Here is a 17,509-nt window from a genome sequence, read left to right on the forward strand (position 1 = left end):
GGGAAAGGATTTCAGCCCATGGCATGGTACGCCGTACAGCACAAACCCGCGCAGGCGGAGCGCGCCCTCGCTAATCTGGAATACCAGGGCGTGGAGTGCTTTTTCCCTGAAATTGATGTGGAAACCATCCAGCGCGGTAAGCGCCGCATCCGGCGGGAGCCGCTGTTCCGGGGCTACCTGTTCATCAACCTGGAGCTGACGGACCCGGTGTGGCACAAGCTGCGCTCAACGCGGGGCGTGGTCCGGGTGGTGAGCTTCGGCAACAGACCGGCCCCCATTGAGGACGACGTTATTCAAAGCATCCGGGAGGGCCTGGACTCGGCCGCCGAAGCCGGCGGTATCCGCAGAGGGGACAAGCTGGACATCCTGGAAGGACCTTTCCGGGGTCTGAACGCAGTCTTCCAGGAATACGATGGCGAGGCCCGGGCCATGGTGCTCATCGACTTCCTGCAGAAGCAGCACCGCGTTTCGATGGAACTGAACCAGGTGGCGCCCGGCTAGACGTTCACACTGCGCCCGCCATCAACATTGATGATCTGGCCATTGACGTAGGGCGCATCGCATACCAGCCATGCCACCGCGCTGGCAATATCGGTCGCCTCGCCAGCACGATGCATGGGGATTCTCTGGAGTAGCGCCTGCTTTGACTCCTGATCCAGTTCTGCGTCCCCCTCCGGCCAGAGAACCGCGCCGGGGGAAACCCCATTAGTGCGTATTTCGGGCGCCAGGTCTCGAGCCCAGGAGCGGGTGAGCGAGGCCAGGGCCGCCTTGGTGGCGCTGTAGACCGGGTGATCCGGCAGGGGGCGCTCGGAATAGATGTCGATCAGATTGATGATGCAGCCGCTCTGTAGCGTCAGCTCTTCAACCAAGTGCTCAACCAGCAAAACCGGCGCCCGCACATTGGTGTTGACCAGGCTATCCCAGTCCTCCAGCCGCAGTTCCCCCGTCGGCGTTGGGAAGAAAACCGACGCATTGTTGACCAGCACATCGAGACGGGACCAGTAATCCGTTGCCTGGCGCGCCAGCCGCTGGATGGCTTCCGGGTCTGCCAGATCCGCCTGGAGTGCAACCGCCGACCCCGGTCGCCGTTCGTTGAGGTCCTCAACCAGCGCCTCCGCGTCATGCTGGCGGCTACGGTAATGCACCACCACCCGGTAATCGCGGGCATGGAGGGCCCTGGCCGTTGCGGCTCCAAGCCTGTGTGCAGCGCCGGTAACCAACGCTACCCCGGTGTTCTCTGACATGATCGCCCCCTATTGGACATGGTGGGTTGGATTGACTCGTTCATAAAAGATTCGAATCGAAATGACCACCGGTTCACTATCACTGCACGGCATGAAGCAGATTCACATCAATCAAGAAGCGCCCCAATACGAGAGCTGAACTGCTAATGCATGTGGCTATTTTTTATTCAGATAATTGTTAATGTCGCCCAACTCATGATCAGAGGAGCGGAACATTCGCCGAACTGTTTCGTCATGACAGGACGACAGGTCCCGAACCCAGACCGTCTGCTCCCACATATTGGTAATACTGAACGACATTTTGCAGGATTCATATCCAGCATTCCTGAATGTTTCTTCCCAATACCAGTTTCCAATATAGCGGCCGGCTAACATAGCAACGACGCCAATAGCCATCATATAGCTGGCAATCTTCATGCAACGCTGTCGAGCCGGGCTATCCCGTGCGTGACGAATCTCAGCCAGGACAGCACACACACCCATCAGGAACATCCCCGCGAAACCGAGAAAGATCAGGTAAAAAAAGGATACTCCCGGGCTATGCACCAACACAGGTGCCTCCTGTCGGAGCAGTTCCCAATACTCTTGATGGGTTAAATTCAGCAGCCACGCACAACCAGCGATCAATACAAGCGCAAGAACGCTAAGGGAAAGCCCTGCCGCAATCATGACCTTCGGTTCTGTCACTACAGTGCCATCATCTTTGGACATAGACTCTCACCTGAGAAACCGCTGCATAAATTGCAGCTGACTCCAAAGAAATAACTGCTGTCCCTACGCACTTTCTTTAGATCCTGTTCCCACAAAGCTCGGTGTTCCGCGATCGAATCCGCCAGACTTGCAGTAATCCCCAGGTTTTTACTGAATAACGCCCTCAACTACTCTCTTTTTGAGCAAGGTACTCGTTAACATCCTTGAGACTGTACTCGTACGAGGAGAAAAGACGACGCACCTCCTCATCAGCACAGTAAGCCTTGTCGCGAACCCAGACTACCTCCGCCCACTTACCAGTGATAGCGAACGAATTCTCGCACGAGACGTACCCAGCATCCCTGAAAATTTCCGACCAGTACGAATTCCCAATGTAACGCCCCGCAAACATGGCCACCACACCAACCACGATCAGGCAACTGGCAATCTTCATATGCCGTCGGCGCCGTGGGCTATCCGAGGATTGGCGGATACCCGCTATCAGCGCAGAAAGACCAATCCAAAAAAGTCCTATCAATCCCGGGAAGCACAGGTAGAAAAAGGAGATTCCCGTGCTTTGGAGTAGAATAGGTGCGTCCTGAGCGAGCAGCTTGCGATACTCTTCATGGACATCACTGATGCCCCATACACCAAGGAAGGTCAACAGTAACACCAAGGCTATAAAGAAAAGCCCTCCAAGGACCATCACTTTTGGTTCAGCTGCAACAACGCCATCATCATCCCCAGACATACGGCTCATCGCCTGAGAAACCGTTGCATAAACTGCAGTTGGCCCTCAGCTGTACCAAAGAAATAACTATTATCCTTGTGCACTTTGCTCATAGCCTGTTCCCATTGATCTCTATGATCGGCGAGGGCGCCTGCCAACTTTTCAGTAATACCCAGCCTTTTGTCCAAAAAGTTTAAACCAAAGCCTACCATTACGGCCGCCAAGATCCCTGCCGCCAAGGGAGCAACAGCAATAGTAGCGCCTCCGACCAGAATGGGAACCAGCACTCCCGTAAGATACCCCACTCCAGTAGCAATTATCCCCTTTACTAGGTCAGTCGAAATCTTTGCCAAAACCGATTCAATAGCAGCCTGCTTGTCCAGAAAAAGCCATTCAAAACCACGTGTGATAGGGATAACAATGACAGTAAACAAGATACTACTGCGTGCAAGGCTGCCCATAGCGGCCTTACCAACCCCCATTCTCATAACCTTCGGGTTCTTCATACCATAACGAGGCGCGTTCAGATATCTGCGTAACCCAGGCTTTCCCCTGAAAATAATGAACTTCCGGCCTCCCTGCTGAACAACCCGGTAGGTTGTAAAGATATGCCCTGACCGGTTCATATCTGCGGCAAGCTTACCCAGAACAACACTACTGGAAACGTTGGAGCCGTGATCCCGGATGAATTCGAGTCCGTACCCGGTAAGCTGCTCAAACTCCTCGCCAATCTCCGCTTCCGAGCGCTTCAGTTTCTTCTTCGTATTTACCCAGATACCAACAAGTTCGTGAACCTGAAGGGCATACAAATCCACCTGGTTGCTGTCGAACTCTCTCTGGAGGGCTTCCCTGAGGGCCTTGCGCCTGTTCTGCTCAAGGTGGCGGCGGGTTCTTTGGTGATGCAGCATGGTGACCTCCTTGTTCCAGTGCCTGAGCCAATTGGCTCGAAATAATCCTTTTTTCAGCGAGCTGAATTTTCGAAGTTCCAACCACGGGTGTCAAGGAACCATAGGCTTATGGGTGCTCAACCAACGACATTCCGGATGCACCGAAGCCGCTCACGCTGGATAGCCTCACCCAATGCCTTACCTTTGTAGCCTTCTGCCATCAACGCTTTGGGATCGACCTGGCTGGCCTGAGCACGGGCCTCAGTAAGCGCGTTCGTCCAAGCGGCGGGAATACCAACAGCTTCCAGCACCAACAGAATCCGCTCGAATCGTTCAGGGCGCCGCCAGCCATCGCCTTCGTCAATCAGCGCCTGAACCCGCTCGGCTGAAAGCCTGCCATCAACGGGAAACCGCTCCAGAAGCGTTCCGGATGTCGCGGCAAGTTCCTTGCAGTCATTGGGCATCTTCATGCGGCTGTTGAGCGCTTCGCGCTCCCCGGAATCAAGACCGGCAACCAGTGCAGCAAAACGGACGTCGGTATCATCGCTCCGCTCTGTCGCCCTTTCCAGATGATCCAGGGGCTCACGCCCATCCCTGGCAAACAGCGCGGCGATTTCCGGCATCACGACGGCCAGCGCGCCACAGGCATCAAGAACCTCGAAATAAACGGCAGGCGCTTGCTCATGGAGGGCCCGGCGGGTTTCCTGCCAGACCCGTTCGGCCACCAGATGGTCGGCCTCACCATCGGCTACCATTTGCTGCATCAATGTCATTGTGTCGTCGGCTACCCGGAATCCCAGTGGCGCGAAACGGGCAGCGAAACGGGCGGTACGAAGGATTCTCAGGGGATCTTCGGTGAAGGCGCTGGAGACATGGCGAAGCAGGCGGGCTTCAAGATCCGCCTGGCCCCCGAACGGATCAACCACTTCGCCATCAACGGACCTGGCCATGGCATTAATGGTGAGATCCCGGCGCTGCAGATCCTCCTCCAGGGTCACATCCGGGTCGGCATGCACCGTGAAACCATGGTAGCCATGCCCCTGCTTGCGCTCGGTGCGGGCCAGGGCGTATTCCTCATTCGTTTCTGGATGAAGGAAAACCGGAAAGTCCGCTCCCACCTGCTTGTACCCGGCATCCAGCATCTCCTGTGGCGTGGCGCCCACCACTACCCAGTCCCGGTCCTTAACCGGAATACCCAGGAGTTCATCACGAACCACGCCGCCGACCAGATACTGCTTCATCATTCCGCTCCCTCAAATCCCAGCTGTCGCCAGGCCTCGTACACCACGATAGATGCCGCGTTGGACAGGTTCAGACTCCGCCGCCTTGGAAGCATGGGGATGCGCAGGCGATGGCCCTCGGGAAGGGATGCCAGAACGGCATCCGGAAGGCCCCGGGTCTCGGGGCCAAACAGCAGGGTATCGCCGGGCTGGAAGGCAGCCTGGTAGTGGCCCGTACTGCCCCTGGAAGAAATCCCGAACACACGCTGGGGGTTCACCCCGGGCTCGGCCAGGAAGGCGTCATAGTCCGAGTGCACCCGCATGCTGGCGAACTCGGAATAATCCAGGCCAGCCCGCCGCATGCGCCGGTCGTCAAGGCTGAACCCCAACGGCCGGATCAGGTGCAGGCTGAAGCCGGTATTGGCCGCCAGGCGGATGATATTGCCGGTGTTCGGAGGAATCTCCGGCTCGAACAACGCAATACGCAGCATCGGGATCAGCGCTCAAGCGCGAGCGCCACACCCATGCCTCCGCCAATGCACAGCGTCGCCAGACCCTTTTGGGCATCACGCTTGCGCATCTCGTGCAGCAGCGTCACCAGGATCCGGCAGCCGGAGGCGCCAATCGGGTGCCCAAGGGCAATGGCGCCACCGTTGACGTTCACCTTGCCCGTATCCCAGCCGAGATCCCGGTTCACGGCAATGGCCTGGGCCGCGAAAGCCTCATTGGCTTCCACCAGCTCCAGCTGATCCACGCCCCAGCCAGCATGATCCAGCGCACGGCGGGTTGCCGGGATGGGGCCAGTCCCCATGACCGACGGTGCCACGCCCGCGTTGGCGTAACCCCGGATGGTGGCCAGTGGCTCAAGGCCCAGCTCCTCGGCTTTTTCCGCGGAACACACCACGACCGCCGCGGCACCGTCATTCAGGGCCGAGGCATTGCCCGGCGTCACGCCACCATCCTTCTGGAACGCCGGCTTCAGGCCACCAAGCCCCTCGGCGGTTACGCCCGGACGCGGGTTCTCATCCGTATCCACCACCCTGGGATCGCCCTTGCGCTGGGGAATGCGGACCGGAACGATTTCATCGCTGAAGCGCCCCTCGTTGATGGCCGCTTCCGCTTTCTGCTGGGAGGCCGCGGCGAACTCATCCTGTTCCTGGCGGGTGATACTGTATTCACGGGCGATGTTCTCGGCGGTCACCCCCATGTGGTAATCGTTAAAGGCGTCCCAGAGGCCATCCTGAATCATGGAGTCGATCAGCTGCCAATGCCCCATCTTCTGGCCATTGCGACTGTTCGGCAGCACATGGGGAGCCTGGCTCATGCTCTCCTGGCCGCCGGCGATCACCAGTTCCGCGTCGCCACACCGCACCGCCTGGGTCGCCAGGTGCAGGGATTTGAGCCCGGAGCCACAGACCTTGTTGATGGTCATGGCCGGGACCGCCTCGCTGAGTCCACCCCCAATCGCTGCCTGGCGGGCCGGGTTCTGACCCACACCAGCAGTCAGTACCTGCCCCAGAATCACCTCGTCCACCTGCTCCGAGCTGATGCCGGTCTCGCTGAGCAGCTGCTGGATAACAGTGGCTCCCAGCTGGGCCGCGCTCTGATCCGCCAGGCCACCGCCAAAAGTACCGATGGCGGTACGCCTTGCCGCTGCAATAACAACATCACGCATGGCTGCTTGCTCCTGTCTTCAGATTTTGAGACCAGTTTACCAGATGCTCGCAAGCTTGGGCTCTGAGCCAGCATTGCACCGGCCATGGCGAGTGGATGAGAATAAGCAGGTTCCGCTTCCAGTCGGCTTTAAGGAAGACATCATCGTGAGTGAGCACATTGTCTGGCACGATCACAAAATCTCACGCACCGAGCGTGCCAGCCTCAAGTACCAACACCCCTGCCTGCTGTGGTTCACCGGCCTTTCAGGCTCGGGGAAGTCCACAATTGCCAATGCACTGGACGTTGCCCTCCACCAGCAGGGTTATCACACCTTCCTGCTGGACGGTGACAATGTCCGCCATGGCCTGAACAGGGACCTCGGCTTTTCCCGTGAAGACCGGGTAGAAAACATCCGACGCATCGGAGAGGTGAGCAAGCTGTTTGCGGACGCCGGTCTGATCGTGCTGAGCGCTTTCATCTCCCCTTTCGCCAGCGACCGCCGCCTGATCCGCAACATGTTTCCCGCTGGTGAATTCATCGAGGTGTTCATGGACACGCCGCTGTCCACCTGCGAGGAGCGTGATCCCAAAGGGCTGTATCGCCGGGCCCGAAGCGGCGAAATCCGGGAGTTCACCGGCATAGACTCCCCATACGAGGTTCCAGCACACCCGGAGATCACCCTGGACACTTCGGATCTCAGCGTGGACGACTGCGTCGACAACCTCCTCTGCTACCTCAGGGAGCGCCGACTGCTCAAACCCGGGGACGACACCTGACCACCATGGACTGGGAAGCGGCGTTCACCCTGACCACACTCGCGCTGGTTCTGGGCACCCTGGTCTTCACGCGGCTGTCCGCGGACCTTGTTCTTATGACCGCGCTGGCCGCCATGCTGATCCTGGGCATCCTCTCACCGGCGCAGGCACTGGCGGGGTTCTCGAACCCGGGCGTTATTACCATTGCCACCCTTTACGTGGTCGCGGCCGGGCTCAAGGAGACCGGCGCCATCCAATGGCTGGCCCGCCATCTCCTCGGCCACCCCAGGGGCGCCTGGCGGGCCCAGGCACGGCTGGTTGCCCCGACTGGCCTGATGAGCGCCTTCATGAACAATACCGCCGTGGTGGCCATGTTCATCCCGGCAGTCCAGGACTGGGCCCAGCGCCTGGGTATCCCGGCTTCCCGGTTGCTATTGCCGCTGAGCTATGCCGCCATCCTGGGCGGTACCTGCACCCTGATCGGTACGAGCACCAACCTGGTGGTGGATGGTCTGCTGCAGTCCCGCCTCGACATCCATCTTGGCCTGTTCGAGCTGGCCTGGGTGGGCCTCCCGCTGCTGTTGATCGGCGGCACCTTCCTGGTGCTGTTCGCCAACCGCATGCTTCCCGATCGCGGTGGCATCAGCGAGGACCTGGACGCCGTACGCGAATACGGCGTGGAAGTGGAAGTCGACGACAAGGGTCCCTTGCCGGGTAAAACCGTTGCCGAGGCCGGCTTGAGGGCGCTGAACTATGGCTATCTCACGGAGATTGAACGCGACGGGCATCTGATCTCACCCGTGGAGCCGGACCGCGACCTTCAGGGCGGCGACCGCCTCTATTTTGTCGGGGCTCCGGAATGCGCCAGTGAGCTGCGCCGCATACAGGGCCTCCAGCCGGCCAATGCCAATATCCAGCAGCTGGAGCTGGCCAACCACCAGCGCTGCCTGGTGGAAGTCGTTCTCGGTCCTGAGTTTGCGGGGCTGGGCCAAACCGTACGTGAAAGCCGCTTCCGCTCCCGTTTCAACGCCGCCATCCTCTCAGTCTCGCGTGAAGGCAAGCGGGTATCCGGGAAACTGGGCGACATCCGGCTCCGCATGGGCGATACACTGCTGCTGGAAGCCAGCCACGAATTCGTGGAACAGTACCGGTTCCGGCGCGACTTTCTGCTGGTGAGCGCGCTCAACGATTCCACCCCGCCGGATTTCAGCCGCGCTCCCGTGGCCCTCGGCATCCTGGCCGCCATGGTAACCCTTAGCGCCAGTGGCCTGCTCAGCATCATGGAAGCAGCTTTCCTGGCCAGCGGCGCCATGATCCTTTTCGGCTGTACCAGCGCCTCGCGTGCCCGACGGAGCCTGGATCTGCCGGTGCTGGTCATCATTGCCTCGTCCTTTGCCCTCGGCAACGCCATGGATGAGACCGGGGCGGCCCAGTGGGTGGCGGGCAGTCTTCTCGGCCACAGTGACCTATCGCCCTGGGTGGCCCTGGCCATTGTCTATCTGCTAACCGCCCTGTTCACAGAGGTGATCACCAACAATGCCGCGGCCGTGCTCATGTTTCCCATTGCCCTGGCACTCTCCGAACAGCTGGGGGTGAACTTCCTGCCCTTCGCCATTGCGGTCATGTTTGCCGCCAGCGCCAGTTTCATCACCCCACTGGGTTACCAGACCAACCTCATGGTGTATGGGCCCGGCCGCTACCGGTTCACCGACTACATGCGCATGGGCATCCCCCTGAGCCTGTTGGTGGCCGCCACCGCCATCACCCTGATCCCTCAGATCTGGAGCTTCCAGGGCTAAAGAGGTTCATCCGGCGGGTGCTGGTACGCAAAGCGCCGCCACAACCATTCGGCGGGCCCGGTCCGCCAATAGCGCAGCCACAATGGCGCGATCACCAGCAACACCAACCATACGGCCAGAACAAACTGGAGCTGAACAAGCCGCGGCGTGCCCTCAAAGCGCCCGCCAGTGTAGAAAAAGGCGGTGCCCAGCAGCGAACACAGCAAGTAGGCACTGAGCGCCACCTTACCCAACGCCCTGACGCGTTCCAGAGCCCCCTTCATAAGACCACGCCGAAGCGCCAGCATCACCAGCGAGGCCCAGCCCAAGGCTACCAGCGGCCCCGCCCACAGGTTGAACTGCCGGCCCGCGTAAAGCGCCTCCGCCATGCGCCACTCATGGGTCATATTGTAGAGTACGCCCCACTGGCATAGAGGCAGACCCATGCCGAAACCCAGCAACGCAAGCCGCCGATAGGGTGACTCCGGCCAGGTGCCGGAGAAAAAACCAGCGCGATAGAGCGCCATCCCCACCAGCATCAGTGCCAGGACGCGCCACCCTGACTCGGTTATCAGCATGGCCGGCCAGCTCTCCACCAGCACCGTGAGCCGATGCTGTAACTGGGTCATCCAGCTTCCCCGGTAAGCCTCGAGCTCTTGCTGCACCTGGGAGGAACCAGCGCTCCAGAACTGCTGCCTGACGGTTTCATACTCGTCCGCGGGAAGCCAGTTGAGCGCTGCCGTCATGAACAGGGCGAAGGCGAAGGGAACAAGGTAGAACAGCAGCGCCCAGCCCAGAAGCCGGGGCGGCGGCAGGTGGCGGAAACGCGCCGCAATAACCCCCACCACCGCGTACAGCAACAGGATATCGCCGTACCAGATGAATACCAGGTGCCCTAGACCAATCATCGCCAGAGCTGCCATGCGGCGCCGGATCACCCGCCCCGCTTGAAGCCCTCGCGCAGACAGCCGATCTCCCTGGATCACCAGCCCGGCACCGAAAAGCGCGGCCAACAACGGCATGAAGCTGTATTCGAACAACAGGTGGGAGACAAACCAGATCCAGAAATCCGGCCCTTCGAAGCTGCCCATAACCCCGGGGTTAAGCTGGGCGGTAGACACTTCAGCAAAAGCCCGGACATTGATCACCAGGATGCCGAGGATGGCGATTCCACGCAGCACATCAAGACTGGCCAGACGGTTCGGGGACTGAGACATGCCCCAATTCTGATCCCGCCATCGCCGGTGTCAAATGTTTCCCGCACACGACGGGATCGGGTACCCTTCCAGCCATGCTGCTGACAAAAACCATCGCCGCACTGCTCGCTCCATTGCCGCTGGTCTGCCTGCTCCTTCTCGCAGGCGGGCTACTGCAGCTGCTCAAGCGCAGGCGCCTGGCCGTCACCACCAGCTGCATAGCGATCCTTCTGTTTCTGGTATTCTCCGTAGAACCGCTTGCACGCTGCCTGATAATACCCCTGGAATCCCGCTATGCGCCCATCAGTCAACCTGAAGCCTTCCAGGACATCCGCTGGATACTGGTGCTCGGTTCCAGCGCCTCCGGGAATGCGGACGCACCGGCAACAACCCGCTTGAGCGGCATTGCCAGCCTCCGGCTCGCCGAAGGCCTTCGCCTCCAACGGGCACTGCCCGAAAGCACCCTGGTGCTCTCGGGGGGAAGCGTCTTTGGCAACGCCCCCAGTGCCACCGTTATGAGCCGGGCTGCCATCGCCATGGGGGCGGACCCACAGCGGCTACGCATCCACCCCAATCCACGCAACACCCGCGAGGAAGCCCGGTTCATGCGGGATGCGGTGGGCGACGCGCCCTTCCTGCTGGTGACATCGGCCTCACATATGCCCCGCGCCATGATGCTCAACCGCAAGGCGGGCCTTAACCCGATCCCGGCACCAACGGCCCGGCGCGCAACGGTAACCTCCACCAAGAACGATCCCGCTTTCTGGCTCCCCTCCGCGCAGGCCGTGGAGATGAGCGAACGCGCCATCCACGAATACCTGGGCATTGCCTGGGCCTGGCTCCAAGGCTACATCTGATGGTCCGAGGGATGGCGCTGCTGATCCTGATGCTTCTCAGCACCCCAGGTATGGCCGACCAAACCTTTCCCGCTACGGCCATCGCCGAGTGGGAACACCATCGCTTTACCGGACGGACGGATTACGAACTGGTAACCGAAGGGGGCGTGGAAGCGGTCCGGGCCAGTTGCCAGGGCGGCGCGGCTTCAGGCCTTTACCTTGAGCAACCGATTAATCTCGACGAAACCCCCATCATCGAGTGGCGCTGGCGGGTCGAGTCCGTTTACAGCGACATTGACGAGCGTACCCGGGAAGGGGATGACTTTCCCGCCCGGATCTACGCGGTCCACGAACCCACATGGCTGCGCTGGAAGACACGCGCACTCAACTACATCTGGGCCAGCCAGGAGCCCAAAGGCAGCAGCTGGACCAACCCCTTCCAGTCCCGGGCACGAATGATCGCGGTTGACTCAGGCCCACCCAGAGAGAACGGCCAGTGGCACACGGTGACCCGGAACCTGCGGGCGGACTTCATAGAGCAGTTCGGAAAGGCGCCGGAACGCATCACCGCTCTCGCCATCATGACCGACTGCGATAACCACGGGGGCCAGACCCGCGCCTGGTACGGCCGAATCCATCTACGCAGCGCCAGGAACCGTTTGGCGGAGTGAGCAATAATCGGGCATGATACGGGGCATGCAATCAATCAATGTCAGAACCCGCCTCTCAAAGCCTTTCCTGGCGATTTCCGCCATGGCTTTCAGCATCCTCGCCGGATGTTCCGGGGAATCCCACTTTCCCGCCGGCAACGACGCGTTCTACCAGCAACCGGAATGGGCCGATTACCGCCAGAAAGCCAAAGACAATGGGTATGAACCTGGCGTCATGGATTGGCAACAGGTCCCGGAACTGACCCCGGAATCCCCCATCACCCCCTGCAACAACCCACAGGAAGTGCTGGAAAGCTGGGCTGAAGCGCGAAACCTTGTGGGCAAGGCCCAGGCCGGGTCACTACAGACCAGCATGCGGACCCGCGAAGAGACCGAGGGTCATGTGACCGGCCTGCTCCAGCGCTGGGGATTCCGCGATGATTCGGTAGCGGGCGTTGATCACCGCATCCGTCTGGAAAAAGCCGACGGATGCTGGCGGATACAGCGGGTTGAAGCCCGCCACTACTGCCGTCGAGGCGTGGAGGACGGGCGCTGCCTCTGAGCCGGGCGGCTCAGTGGTTCTGCTGTTCCGCTTCGCCCGCCTGCTCCTGGCGACGGCGCTCAAGTGCCTGCTGATAGATGGCATCAAAGTTGACCGGCGCCAGCATCAGGGGCGGGAAGCTGCCCTTGGTCACCAGGGTATCGATCGACTCCCGGGCATACGGAAAGAGCACATTGGGGCAATAGGCGCCCAGCATCTGGCCCAGCCGGCCCTCGTCGAAGTTGCGTACCAGCACGATCCCCGCCTGCTGCACCTCAACGATGTAAGCCGTGGTCTCGCCGATCTTCGCCGTCAGCGTCAACGTCAGCACCACCTCGTACTGATCATCGCCTAGCGAAGTATGGCTCGTGTTCAGGTCCATGCTCACTTCCGGCTTCCACTGCTCACGGAAGATACCGGGTGTATTGGGTGCCTCGAAGGAGCTGTCCTTGATGTAGACGCGCTGCAGCGCGAACTGCGGCTGGTTCTCGTCGCCCTGCTGGCTGCCAGCGGCGCCAGCCTGTGTGTCGTTGCTTTCAGCCATTGCGTTTATTCCTGTCTAGGGTTACTGCCCGGGCCGACAACCCCGGCCCGCCGCGTAAGCCGGGGCATTCACTTGGTGACCGGGAGGTTGGCGTTGCGCCACTCCATCATGCCACCCGCGAGCCTGGCCACCTGGAGTTCCTCGCGATTGGGAATCTCCTTGACGGCCATGCCTGAATGCTGACCCGCCTTGTCCACGAGGATAATGAGTTTGTCCTTGTATTTCCGGAGCTGGTTCCCACTTTCCTTAAGCTTTGACATGGGAATGTGCTCGGCACCACGGATGTGGCCTTCGGAAAACTCTTTCTTCTCGCGCACATCCACCACAACCGCCTCATCCCGGTTGAGCATGAGCACGGCTTCCTGCGGCGCCAGCTTGCGCCCCGCACGGCTGCTTTCCACCCAGAAAAGCGCCAGCAGCAGTACGACGAAAGCACTGACCAGAATCCAGTGATTGATGGCAAACTCGAATAGCTGTTGGATCATTCTCCGCCACACCTGTGTCCGGGCCAAGCGGGCCCTGTTCGTTCAGCGGCGATTATACACAGCCCCCGGCAGCGACGACAGGTGTGCCAATGGCCGGGGCGACCGCAATCAGGTTAGAATCAGGACGTTTCTAGGCAACCCGGAACCCGAACATGAGTGACAGACGTCAGACAACCGCGCTCATCATCATGGATGGCTGGGGCCAGCGTGAGGCCTCCGACGACAACGCCGTGACCCTGGGCCATACCCCGGTGTGGGACAGCCTCTGGGCGCAATGCCCGCGCACGCTTCTGAACACCAGTGGCCTGGCTGTGGGGCTGCCCGAAGGCCAGATGGGCAACTCAGAAGTCGGCCACATGAACCTGGGTGCCGGGCGTGTGGTCTACCAGAGCCTGACCCGGATCAGCCGCGACATCGACAACGGCACGCTGGCGGAGAACCCGGCGCTCGGTGGCGCGATCCGCAGCGCCATTGCCGCCGACGCTGCCGTTCACATCATGGGGCTGCTCTCACCCGGCGGTGTGCACAGCCACGAGGAGCACCTGTTCGCCGCCTGCCGTATGGCCATGGATCAGGGTGCCCGCAAGGTCTATATCCATGCGTTTCTGGACGGACGTGACATGCCCCCGCGCAGCGCCAGGGAGTCGCTGGAAAAGGCCGACCGGCTGCTGCGCGAAGCCGGCGTCGGAAAGGTTGCCTCGGTCATCGGCCGCTACTTCGCCATGGACCGTGACAACAACTGGGACCGTATCGAAAAGGCCTACAACCTGCTCACCCTGGGCGAGGCCGACTACCAATCGGGTGACGCCATCGCAGCGCTGGAAGCGGCCTATGAACGGGGCGAGGACGATGAATTCGTTGCCGCCACTGCGATCGCCGCTGAAGGCGAATCCCCGGTCACCATCAACGACGGTGACGCGGTGCTGTTCATGAACTTCCGTGCCGACCGCGCCCGCCAGCTGGCGCACGCGTTTGTGGACCAGAACGTCAGCGGTTTCACGCGCCAGAGCGAGCCACGCCTGTCCGATTTCGTGACGCTCACGGAATACGAGGCCAATCTGGACACCAGCTGCGCCTATCCTCCCGAGTCACTCCCCAACATGCTCGGGGAATATGCCAGCAACCTGGGGCTCAAGCAGCTGCGCATCGCGGAAACGGAAAAGTACGCCCACGTCACCTTCTTCTTCAACGGCGGGCGGGAAGAGCCGTTCCCGGGTGAGGATCGCATCCTGGTGCCTTCCCCCAAGGTAGCCACCTACGACCTGCAACCGGAAATGAGCGCACCGGAAGTCACGGAGCGCCTGGTAGAGGCCATCAACAGTGGCCAGTACGACCTGGTGATCTGCAACTATGCCAACGGCGACATGGTCGGACACACTGGCAGCATTGAAGCCGCCACAAAGGCGGCCGAAGCGGTGGACCAAAGCGTAGGACGGGTACTGGAAGCCCTTGAGGCGAATGGCGGCCAGGCCCTGGTCACCGCCGACCACGGCAACTGCGAACAGATGCGGGACCCGGAAACAGGGCAGGCCCACACGGCCCATACCAGACTGCCAGTGCCGCTGGTTTATGTGGGGGATCGCCAGGTCAGCCTGCGCGACAACGGGGCCCTGTGTGATATAGCGCCCTCGCTGCTGAGCCTGATGGATCATCCACAGCCGGCGGAGATGACCGGCCAGACCCTGATCCAGCCTGGTACCTGAGATGCGCCGCGCCGTTCTGGCCCTCCTGCTTGGGACGGCGCTCGCGGCTCCGGCACAGGACAATGAGCAGGCGGCCCGCAAGCGCCTGGAGGACGTCAAGGAAGCCATCCAGTCCGTATCACACTGGCTTGAGGACGCGCGCGCTGACGAGGACGCCCACCTGACCCGCCTGCGCGAAGCCGAGCAGGCGGTGGCCCGGAGCCGGAAGCGCCTCCGCCGGATCAGTTCCGAGATCGCACAGCTTGACGAGGAACTCGACGGATTGGAGCAGCGCAACCAGCAGCTGGCAAACGAGGCTGAACGGGGCCGAGCAACATTGAGGGAGGTGGTCCGCTCCGCGTGGCGCCAGGGCAACCAACCTGCTCTGAAACTGTTTCTGTCCGAGGAGGACCCTGGCCAGGCCGCCCGCCTGCTGCAATGGCACCAGCGGCTCGGGGACCACACCCGCAAGCGCCTGACCGAGCTGGCGGAGACACTGAAGGCCCTGGAGCGCAATCGCCAGGAGATGGAAACCACCCGCGAACAGCTGACGACAAAACACGAAAAGGCCCGGCAACAGCGGGATAAACTCCGTCAACAACGCCGCAAACGCGAGCAGCGCCTGGCCGAACTGCGCCAGCGCATCAGTGAGCGCGAGAGCCGCCTGAGTTCCCTGCGCGAAGACCGGGAGCGCCTGCAAGCGCTGATTGAAGAAATGGCCGCCTCCATTTCAGGCATTGAAGCCCCCAGCGATGTCCGGCCATTTGCCAATCTCCGTGCTAAACTGCCATGGCCATTGGAAGGAACCGTCAGCAACCGTTACGGGGAGGCGGTCGGTAACAGCGGCATGCAGGCCAACGGCATCCGCATCCGCGCCGACAAGGGCACGCCCGTAAGCGCGGTCCACTACGGCCGGGTTGTTTTTGCCAACTGGTTGCGCGGGTTCGGACTCATGATCATCATAGATCATGGCGACGGCTACATGAGCCTTTACGGCAACAACGACACCCTGAGCCGCTCAGCCGGTGAATGGGTGCAGGCCGGCGAGACCATCGCCCACACCGGCAACAGTGGCGGACGTTCCCAGCCCGGCCTTTATTTTGAAATACGCCATAATGGCCAGCCGGAAAACCCCGAAGCCTGGCTCGAAAAGCACTGAACAGGAACGCAGCGCCCATGCGACACAGCTCCCGGAACCCCATCACCGCCCTTGGTTTGGCGCTGACGCTCACCACTTTGAGCAGCGTCGCGTCCGAGCCCATGAAGGACAATGGCAAAGACCCCACACAGACCATTGAGAGCAAGCCGTCAGTGGAGGGGCAGGCCAGCGAGCTGGAGGTCCAGCTTGCGGATCCGGAGAAGCAGCTCCCACTGGACGAGCTGCGCAAGTTCACGGAGGTCTTCGAGCGGATCAAGCGCGGCTATGTTGAGGATGTGAGTGACAAAAAGCTGCTGAACAAGGCCATTGACGGCATGCTGTCAGGGCTCGACCCCCACTCAGCCTACCTGGAACCAGAGGCCTTCTCCCAGCTTCAGGAAAGCACCTCCGGGGAATTCGGGGGGCTCGGCATTGAAGTCGGCATGGAGGATGGCTTTGTGCGGGTGATCTCCCCCATCGACGGCACCCCGGCTCAGGAAGCGGGCGTCCAGGCCGGAGACCTGATTACCGAGATCGATGGCACCCCTGTGAAAGGCATGAGCCTGGGCGAAGCGGTGAAGGAGATGCGGGGCGAGCCGGGCACCGAGATTACCCTGACCATTGGGCGTGATGGCGAGAGCAGCCCCATTGAGGTCACCATTGAGCGCGCCGTGATCGAAGTGGACAGCGTGCGCTCACGCATGCTTGAACCGGGTTACGGCTATGTTCGCATCAGCCAGTTCCAGCAGAACACCGGCCAGGAGTTCGACACAGCGTACAAGGAACTCGTGAAGACCCATGGCGAGGATCTCAACGGCCTTGTTCTGGACCTTCGCAACAACCCGGGCGGGGTACTGGAAGCCGCCGTCGCGGTAGCGGATTCACTGATGGACGAAGGCCGTATTGTCTACACCAAAGGCCGGATTGAAAGCAGCCAGCTGAGTTTCGAAGCGAGCCCTGGTGGCAAGGCTGAAAGCGTTCCCGTTGTGGTACTGGTCAACTCCGGCTCGGCCTCCGCTTCCGAGATTCTGGCCGGAGCGCTCCAGGATCATCGCCGTGCCGTGATCATGGGGACACAATCCTTTGGTAAGGGCTCTGTGCAGACTGTCATGCCGTTGGGCGACAACCACGGCATCAAGCTGACCACGGCACGCTACTACACGCCGGATGGCCGCTCCATCCAGGCCAAGGGCATTGAGCCGGACATCCAGGTGCAACCAGCGGAACTACAGGATGTGGAATCCGGACGTGGGTTCAGCGAGGCGGATCTTCCTGGCCACCTTGAGAACGGTCAGAGTGGGGCTTCTGAGCAGGACGCCGATGATGACAAGCAGGCGGAGGCCCAGCGCCGCGACTACCAGCTGCGCTCAGCCCTGAACCTGCTCAAGGGCATGCGGATCCTCAAGCCGGGCCGCAACGATACGACGGAAAACGACGCGGATTCCGCCGACAGCACGACCGATGGAGCGGACTGAAC

19 protein-coding genes are annotated in these 17,509 nt (G+C 61.1%); 9 read left to right on the plus strand and 10 right to left on the minus strand.

Features of this window, described 5'->3' with window-relative positions; translation table 11 throughout:
* Positions 1-18 precede the first annotated feature (18 nt).
* On the plus strand, positions 19-501 hold the full coding sequence (rfaH, locus tag AC1RQI_RS10010) for a transcription/translation regulatory transformer protein RfaH (protein ID WP_416633493.1): 483 nt from the start codon (positions 19-21) through the stop codon (positions 499-501).
* On the opposite strand, the gene AC1RQI_RS10015 is transcribed toward rfaH, so the two are convergent.
* The 7 genes from AC1RQI_RS10015 to AC1RQI_RS10045 form a co-directional block, all read right to left on the minus strand.
* Complete coding sequence (locus AC1RQI_RS10015; protein WP_481904653.1) at positions 498-1,244, minus strand: pteridine reductase; 747 nt, start codon at positions 1,242-1,244, stop codon at positions 498-500. The two genes, rfaH and AC1RQI_RS10015, sit on opposite strands and share 4 nt — an antisense overlap.
* A gap of 156 nt (positions 1,245-1,400) precedes the next feature.
* Complete coding sequence (locus AC1RQI_RS10020; protein ID WP_481904654.1) at positions 1,401-1,955, minus strand: hypothetical protein; 555 nt, start codon at positions 1,953-1,955, stop codon at positions 1,401-1,403.
* Between the two features lie 163 nt (positions 1,956-2,118).
* Positions 2,119-2,685 carry a hypothetical protein gene (locus AC1RQI_RS10025; protein ID WP_481904655.1) on the minus strand — a complete coding sequence of 189 codons (567 nt, stop codon included), beginning with the start codon at positions 2,683-2,685 and terminating at the stop codon, positions 2,119-2,121.
* A 5-nt stretch (positions 2,686-2,690) separates the two neighbouring features.
* Positions 2,691-3,572, minus strand: coding sequence for a hypothetical protein (locus AC1RQI_RS10030; RefSeq protein ID WP_481904656.1), 882 nt, complete (start codon positions 3,570-3,572; stop codon positions 2,691-2,693).
* Positions 3,573-3,688: 116 nt separating this feature from the next.
* Positions 3,689-4,795: a tRNA nucleotidyltransferase/poly(A) polymerase-related protein gene (locus tag AC1RQI_RS10035; RefSeq protein WP_481904657.1), complete on the minus strand. Its 1,107-nt coding sequence runs from the start codon at positions 4,793-4,795 to the stop codon at positions 3,689-3,691.
* Positions 4,792-5,262 carry a tRNA (cytidine(34)-2'-O)-methyltransferase gene (locus AC1RQI_RS10040; RefSeq protein WP_416633488.1) on the minus strand — a complete coding sequence of 157 codons (471 nt, stop codon included), beginning with the start codon at positions 5,260-5,262 and terminating at the stop codon, positions 4,792-4,794. The genes AC1RQI_RS10035 and AC1RQI_RS10040 overlap by 4 nt, the downstream gene beginning before the upstream one ends.
* Positions 5,263-5,267: 5 nt before the next feature.
* Positions 5,268-6,446: an acetyl-CoA C-acetyltransferase gene (locus AC1RQI_RS10045; protein ID WP_481904658.1), complete on the minus strand. Its 1,179-nt coding sequence runs from the start codon at positions 6,444-6,446 to the stop codon at positions 5,268-5,270.
* 142 nt (positions 6,447-6,588) lie between these two features.
* Between AC1RQI_RS10045 and cysC the strand changes: the two genes are divergently transcribed.
* Both cysC and AC1RQI_RS10055 read left to right on the plus strand, forming a co-directional pair.
* Positions 6,589-7,203: an adenylyl-sulfate kinase gene (gene cysC / locus AC1RQI_RS10050; RefSeq protein ID WP_481904693.1), complete on the plus strand. Its 615-nt coding sequence runs from the start codon at positions 6,589-6,591 to the stop codon at positions 7,201-7,203.
* A 5-nt stretch (positions 7,204-7,208) separates the two neighbouring features.
* Positions 7,209-8,981 carry an SLC13 family permease gene (locus AC1RQI_RS10055; protein WP_416633486.1) on the plus strand — a complete coding sequence of 591 codons (1,773 nt, stop codon included), beginning with the start codon at positions 7,209-7,211 and terminating at the stop codon, positions 8,979-8,981.
* On the opposite strand, the gene AC1RQI_RS10060 is transcribed toward AC1RQI_RS10055, so the two are convergent.
* Positions 8,978-10,177 carry a DUF418 domain-containing protein gene (locus AC1RQI_RS10060; protein WP_481904659.1) on the minus strand — a complete coding sequence of 400 codons (1,200 nt, stop codon included), beginning with the start codon at positions 10,175-10,177 and terminating at the stop codon, positions 8,978-8,980. The two genes, AC1RQI_RS10055 and AC1RQI_RS10060, sit on opposite strands and share 4 nt — an antisense overlap.
* A gap of 74 nt (positions 10,178-10,251) precedes the next feature.
* Between AC1RQI_RS10060 and AC1RQI_RS10065 the strand changes: the two genes are divergently transcribed.
* The 3 genes from AC1RQI_RS10065 to AC1RQI_RS10075 are packed head-to-tail and all read left to right on the plus strand — an operon-like array spanning position 10,252 to position 12,204.
* Positions 10,252-11,013, plus strand: a complete 762-nt coding sequence (locus AC1RQI_RS10065) for an ElyC/SanA/YdcF family protein (protein WP_481904660.1) — start codon at positions 10,252-10,254, stop codon at positions 11,011-11,013.
* A complete protein-coding gene (locus AC1RQI_RS10070) occupies positions 11,013-11,663 on the plus strand; it encodes a DUF3047 domain-containing protein (RefSeq protein WP_481904661.1) in 651 nt (216 codons plus the stop codon). The genes AC1RQI_RS10065 and AC1RQI_RS10070 overlap by 1 nt, the downstream gene beginning before the upstream one ends.
* Before the next feature lie 25 nt (positions 11,664-11,688).
* Complete coding sequence (locus tag AC1RQI_RS10075) at positions 11,689-12,204, plus strand: hypothetical protein (protein ID WP_481904662.1); 516 nt, start codon at positions 11,689-11,691, stop codon at positions 12,202-12,204.
* A gap of 10 nt (positions 12,205-12,214) precedes the next feature.
* Here the strand turns inward: AC1RQI_RS10075 and secB are convergent, their stop codons facing one another.
* Complete coding sequence (gene secB / locus AC1RQI_RS10080; protein WP_416633481.1) at positions 12,215-12,727, minus strand: protein-export chaperone SecB; 513 nt, start codon at positions 12,725-12,727, stop codon at positions 12,215-12,217.
* Positions 12,728-12,795: 68 nt separating this feature from the next.
* A complete protein-coding gene (locus AC1RQI_RS10085; protein ID WP_416633480.1) occupies positions 12,796-13,212 on the minus strand; it encodes a rhodanese-like domain-containing protein in 417 nt (138 codons plus the stop codon).
* Positions 13,213-13,364: 152 nt separating this feature from the next.
* Here AC1RQI_RS10085 and gpmI point away from each other — a divergent pair, with 152 nt between their 5' ends.
* From gpmI to AC1RQI_RS10100, 3 genes are read left to right on the plus strand one after another with little or no spacing between them, the layout of a single operon-like run.
* Positions 13,365-14,915, plus strand: coding sequence for a 2,3-bisphosphoglycerate-independent phosphoglycerate mutase (gene gpmI / locus AC1RQI_RS10090; RefSeq protein ID WP_481904663.1), 1,551 nt, complete (start codon positions 13,365-13,367; stop codon positions 14,913-14,915).
* Position 14,916: 1 nt separating this feature from the next.
* Positions 14,917-16,053: a murein hydrolase activator EnvC family protein gene (locus AC1RQI_RS10095; RefSeq protein WP_481904664.1), complete on the plus strand. Its 1,137-nt coding sequence runs from the start codon at positions 14,917-14,919 to the stop codon at positions 16,051-16,053.
* Between the two features lie 17 nt (positions 16,054-16,070).
* Positions 16,071-17,507 carry a S41 family peptidase gene (locus AC1RQI_RS10100; RefSeq protein ID WP_481904665.1) on the plus strand — a complete coding sequence of 479 codons (1,437 nt, stop codon included), beginning with the start codon at positions 16,071-16,073 and terminating at the stop codon, positions 17,505-17,507.
* The last annotated feature ends 2 nt before the right edge of the window (positions 17,508-17,509 follow it).

It is taken from the genome of Salicola sp. AFF1 (assembly GCF_056783195.1).

Coding starts and splice junctions, on each gene's coding strand:
- rfaH (WP_416633493.1), top strand. CDS start 19: ATGGCATGGTACGCCGTACAGCACAAACCCGCGCAGGCGGAGCGCGCC.
- AC1RQI_RS10015 (WP_481904653.1), bottom strand. CDS start 1,244: ATGTCAGAGAACACCGGGGTAGCGTTGGTTACCGGCGCTGCACACAGG.
- AC1RQI_RS10020 (WP_481904654.1), bottom strand. CDS start 1,955: ATGTCCAAAGATGATGGCACTGTAGTGACAGAACCGAAGGTCATGATT.
- AC1RQI_RS10025 (WP_481904655.1), bottom strand. CDS start 2,685: ATGTCTGGGGATGATGATGGCGTTGTTGCAGCTGAACCAAAAGTGATG.
- AC1RQI_RS10030 (WP_481904656.1), bottom strand. CDS start 3,572: ATGCTGCATCACCAAAGAACCCGCCGCCACCTTGAGCAGAACAGGCGC.
- AC1RQI_RS10035 (WP_481904657.1), bottom strand. CDS start 4,795: ATGATGAAGCAGTATCTGGTCGGCGGCGTGGTTCGTGATGAACTCCTG.
- AC1RQI_RS10040 (WP_416633488.1), bottom strand. CDS start 5,262: ATGCTGCGTATTGCGTTGTTCGAGCCGGAGATTCCTCCGAACACCGGC.
- AC1RQI_RS10045 (WP_481904658.1), bottom strand. CDS start 6,446: ATGCGTGATGTTGTTATTGCAGCGGCAAGGCGTACCGCCATCGGTACT.
- AC1RQI_RS10055 (WP_416633486.1), top strand. CDS start 7,209: ATGGACTGGGAAGCGGCGTTCACCCTGACCACACTCGCGCTGGTTCTG.
- AC1RQI_RS10060 (WP_481904659.1), bottom strand. CDS start 10,177: ATGTCTCAGTCCCCGAACCGTCTGGCCAGTCTTGATGTGCTGCGTGGA.
- AC1RQI_RS10065 (WP_481904660.1), top strand. CDS start 10,252: ATGCTGCTGACAAAAACCATCGCCGCACTGCTCGCTCCATTGCCGCTG.
- AC1RQI_RS10070 (WP_481904661.1), top strand. CDS start 11,013: ATGGTCCGAGGGATGGCGCTGCTGATCCTGATGCTTCTCAGCACCCCA.
- AC1RQI_RS10075 (WP_481904662.1), top strand. CDS start 11,689: ATGCAATCAATCAATGTCAGAACCCGCCTCTCAAAGCCTTTCCTGGCG.
- secB (WP_416633481.1), bottom strand. CDS start 12,727: ATGGCTGAAAGCAACGACACACAGGCTGGCGCCGCTGGCAGCCAGCAG.
- AC1RQI_RS10085 (WP_416633480.1), bottom strand. CDS start 13,212: ATGATCCAACAGCTATTCGAGTTTGCCATCAATCACTGGATTCTGGTC.
- gpmI (WP_481904663.1), top strand. CDS start 13,365: ATGAGTGACAGACGTCAGACAACCGCGCTCATCATCATGGATGGCTGG.
- AC1RQI_RS10095 (WP_481904664.1), top strand. CDS start 14,917: ATGCGCCGCGCCGTTCTGGCCCTCCTGCTTGGGACGGCGCTCGCGGCT.
- AC1RQI_RS10100 (WP_481904665.1), top strand. CDS start 16,071: ATGCGACACAGCTCCCGGAACCCCATCACCGCCCTTGGTTTGGCGCTG.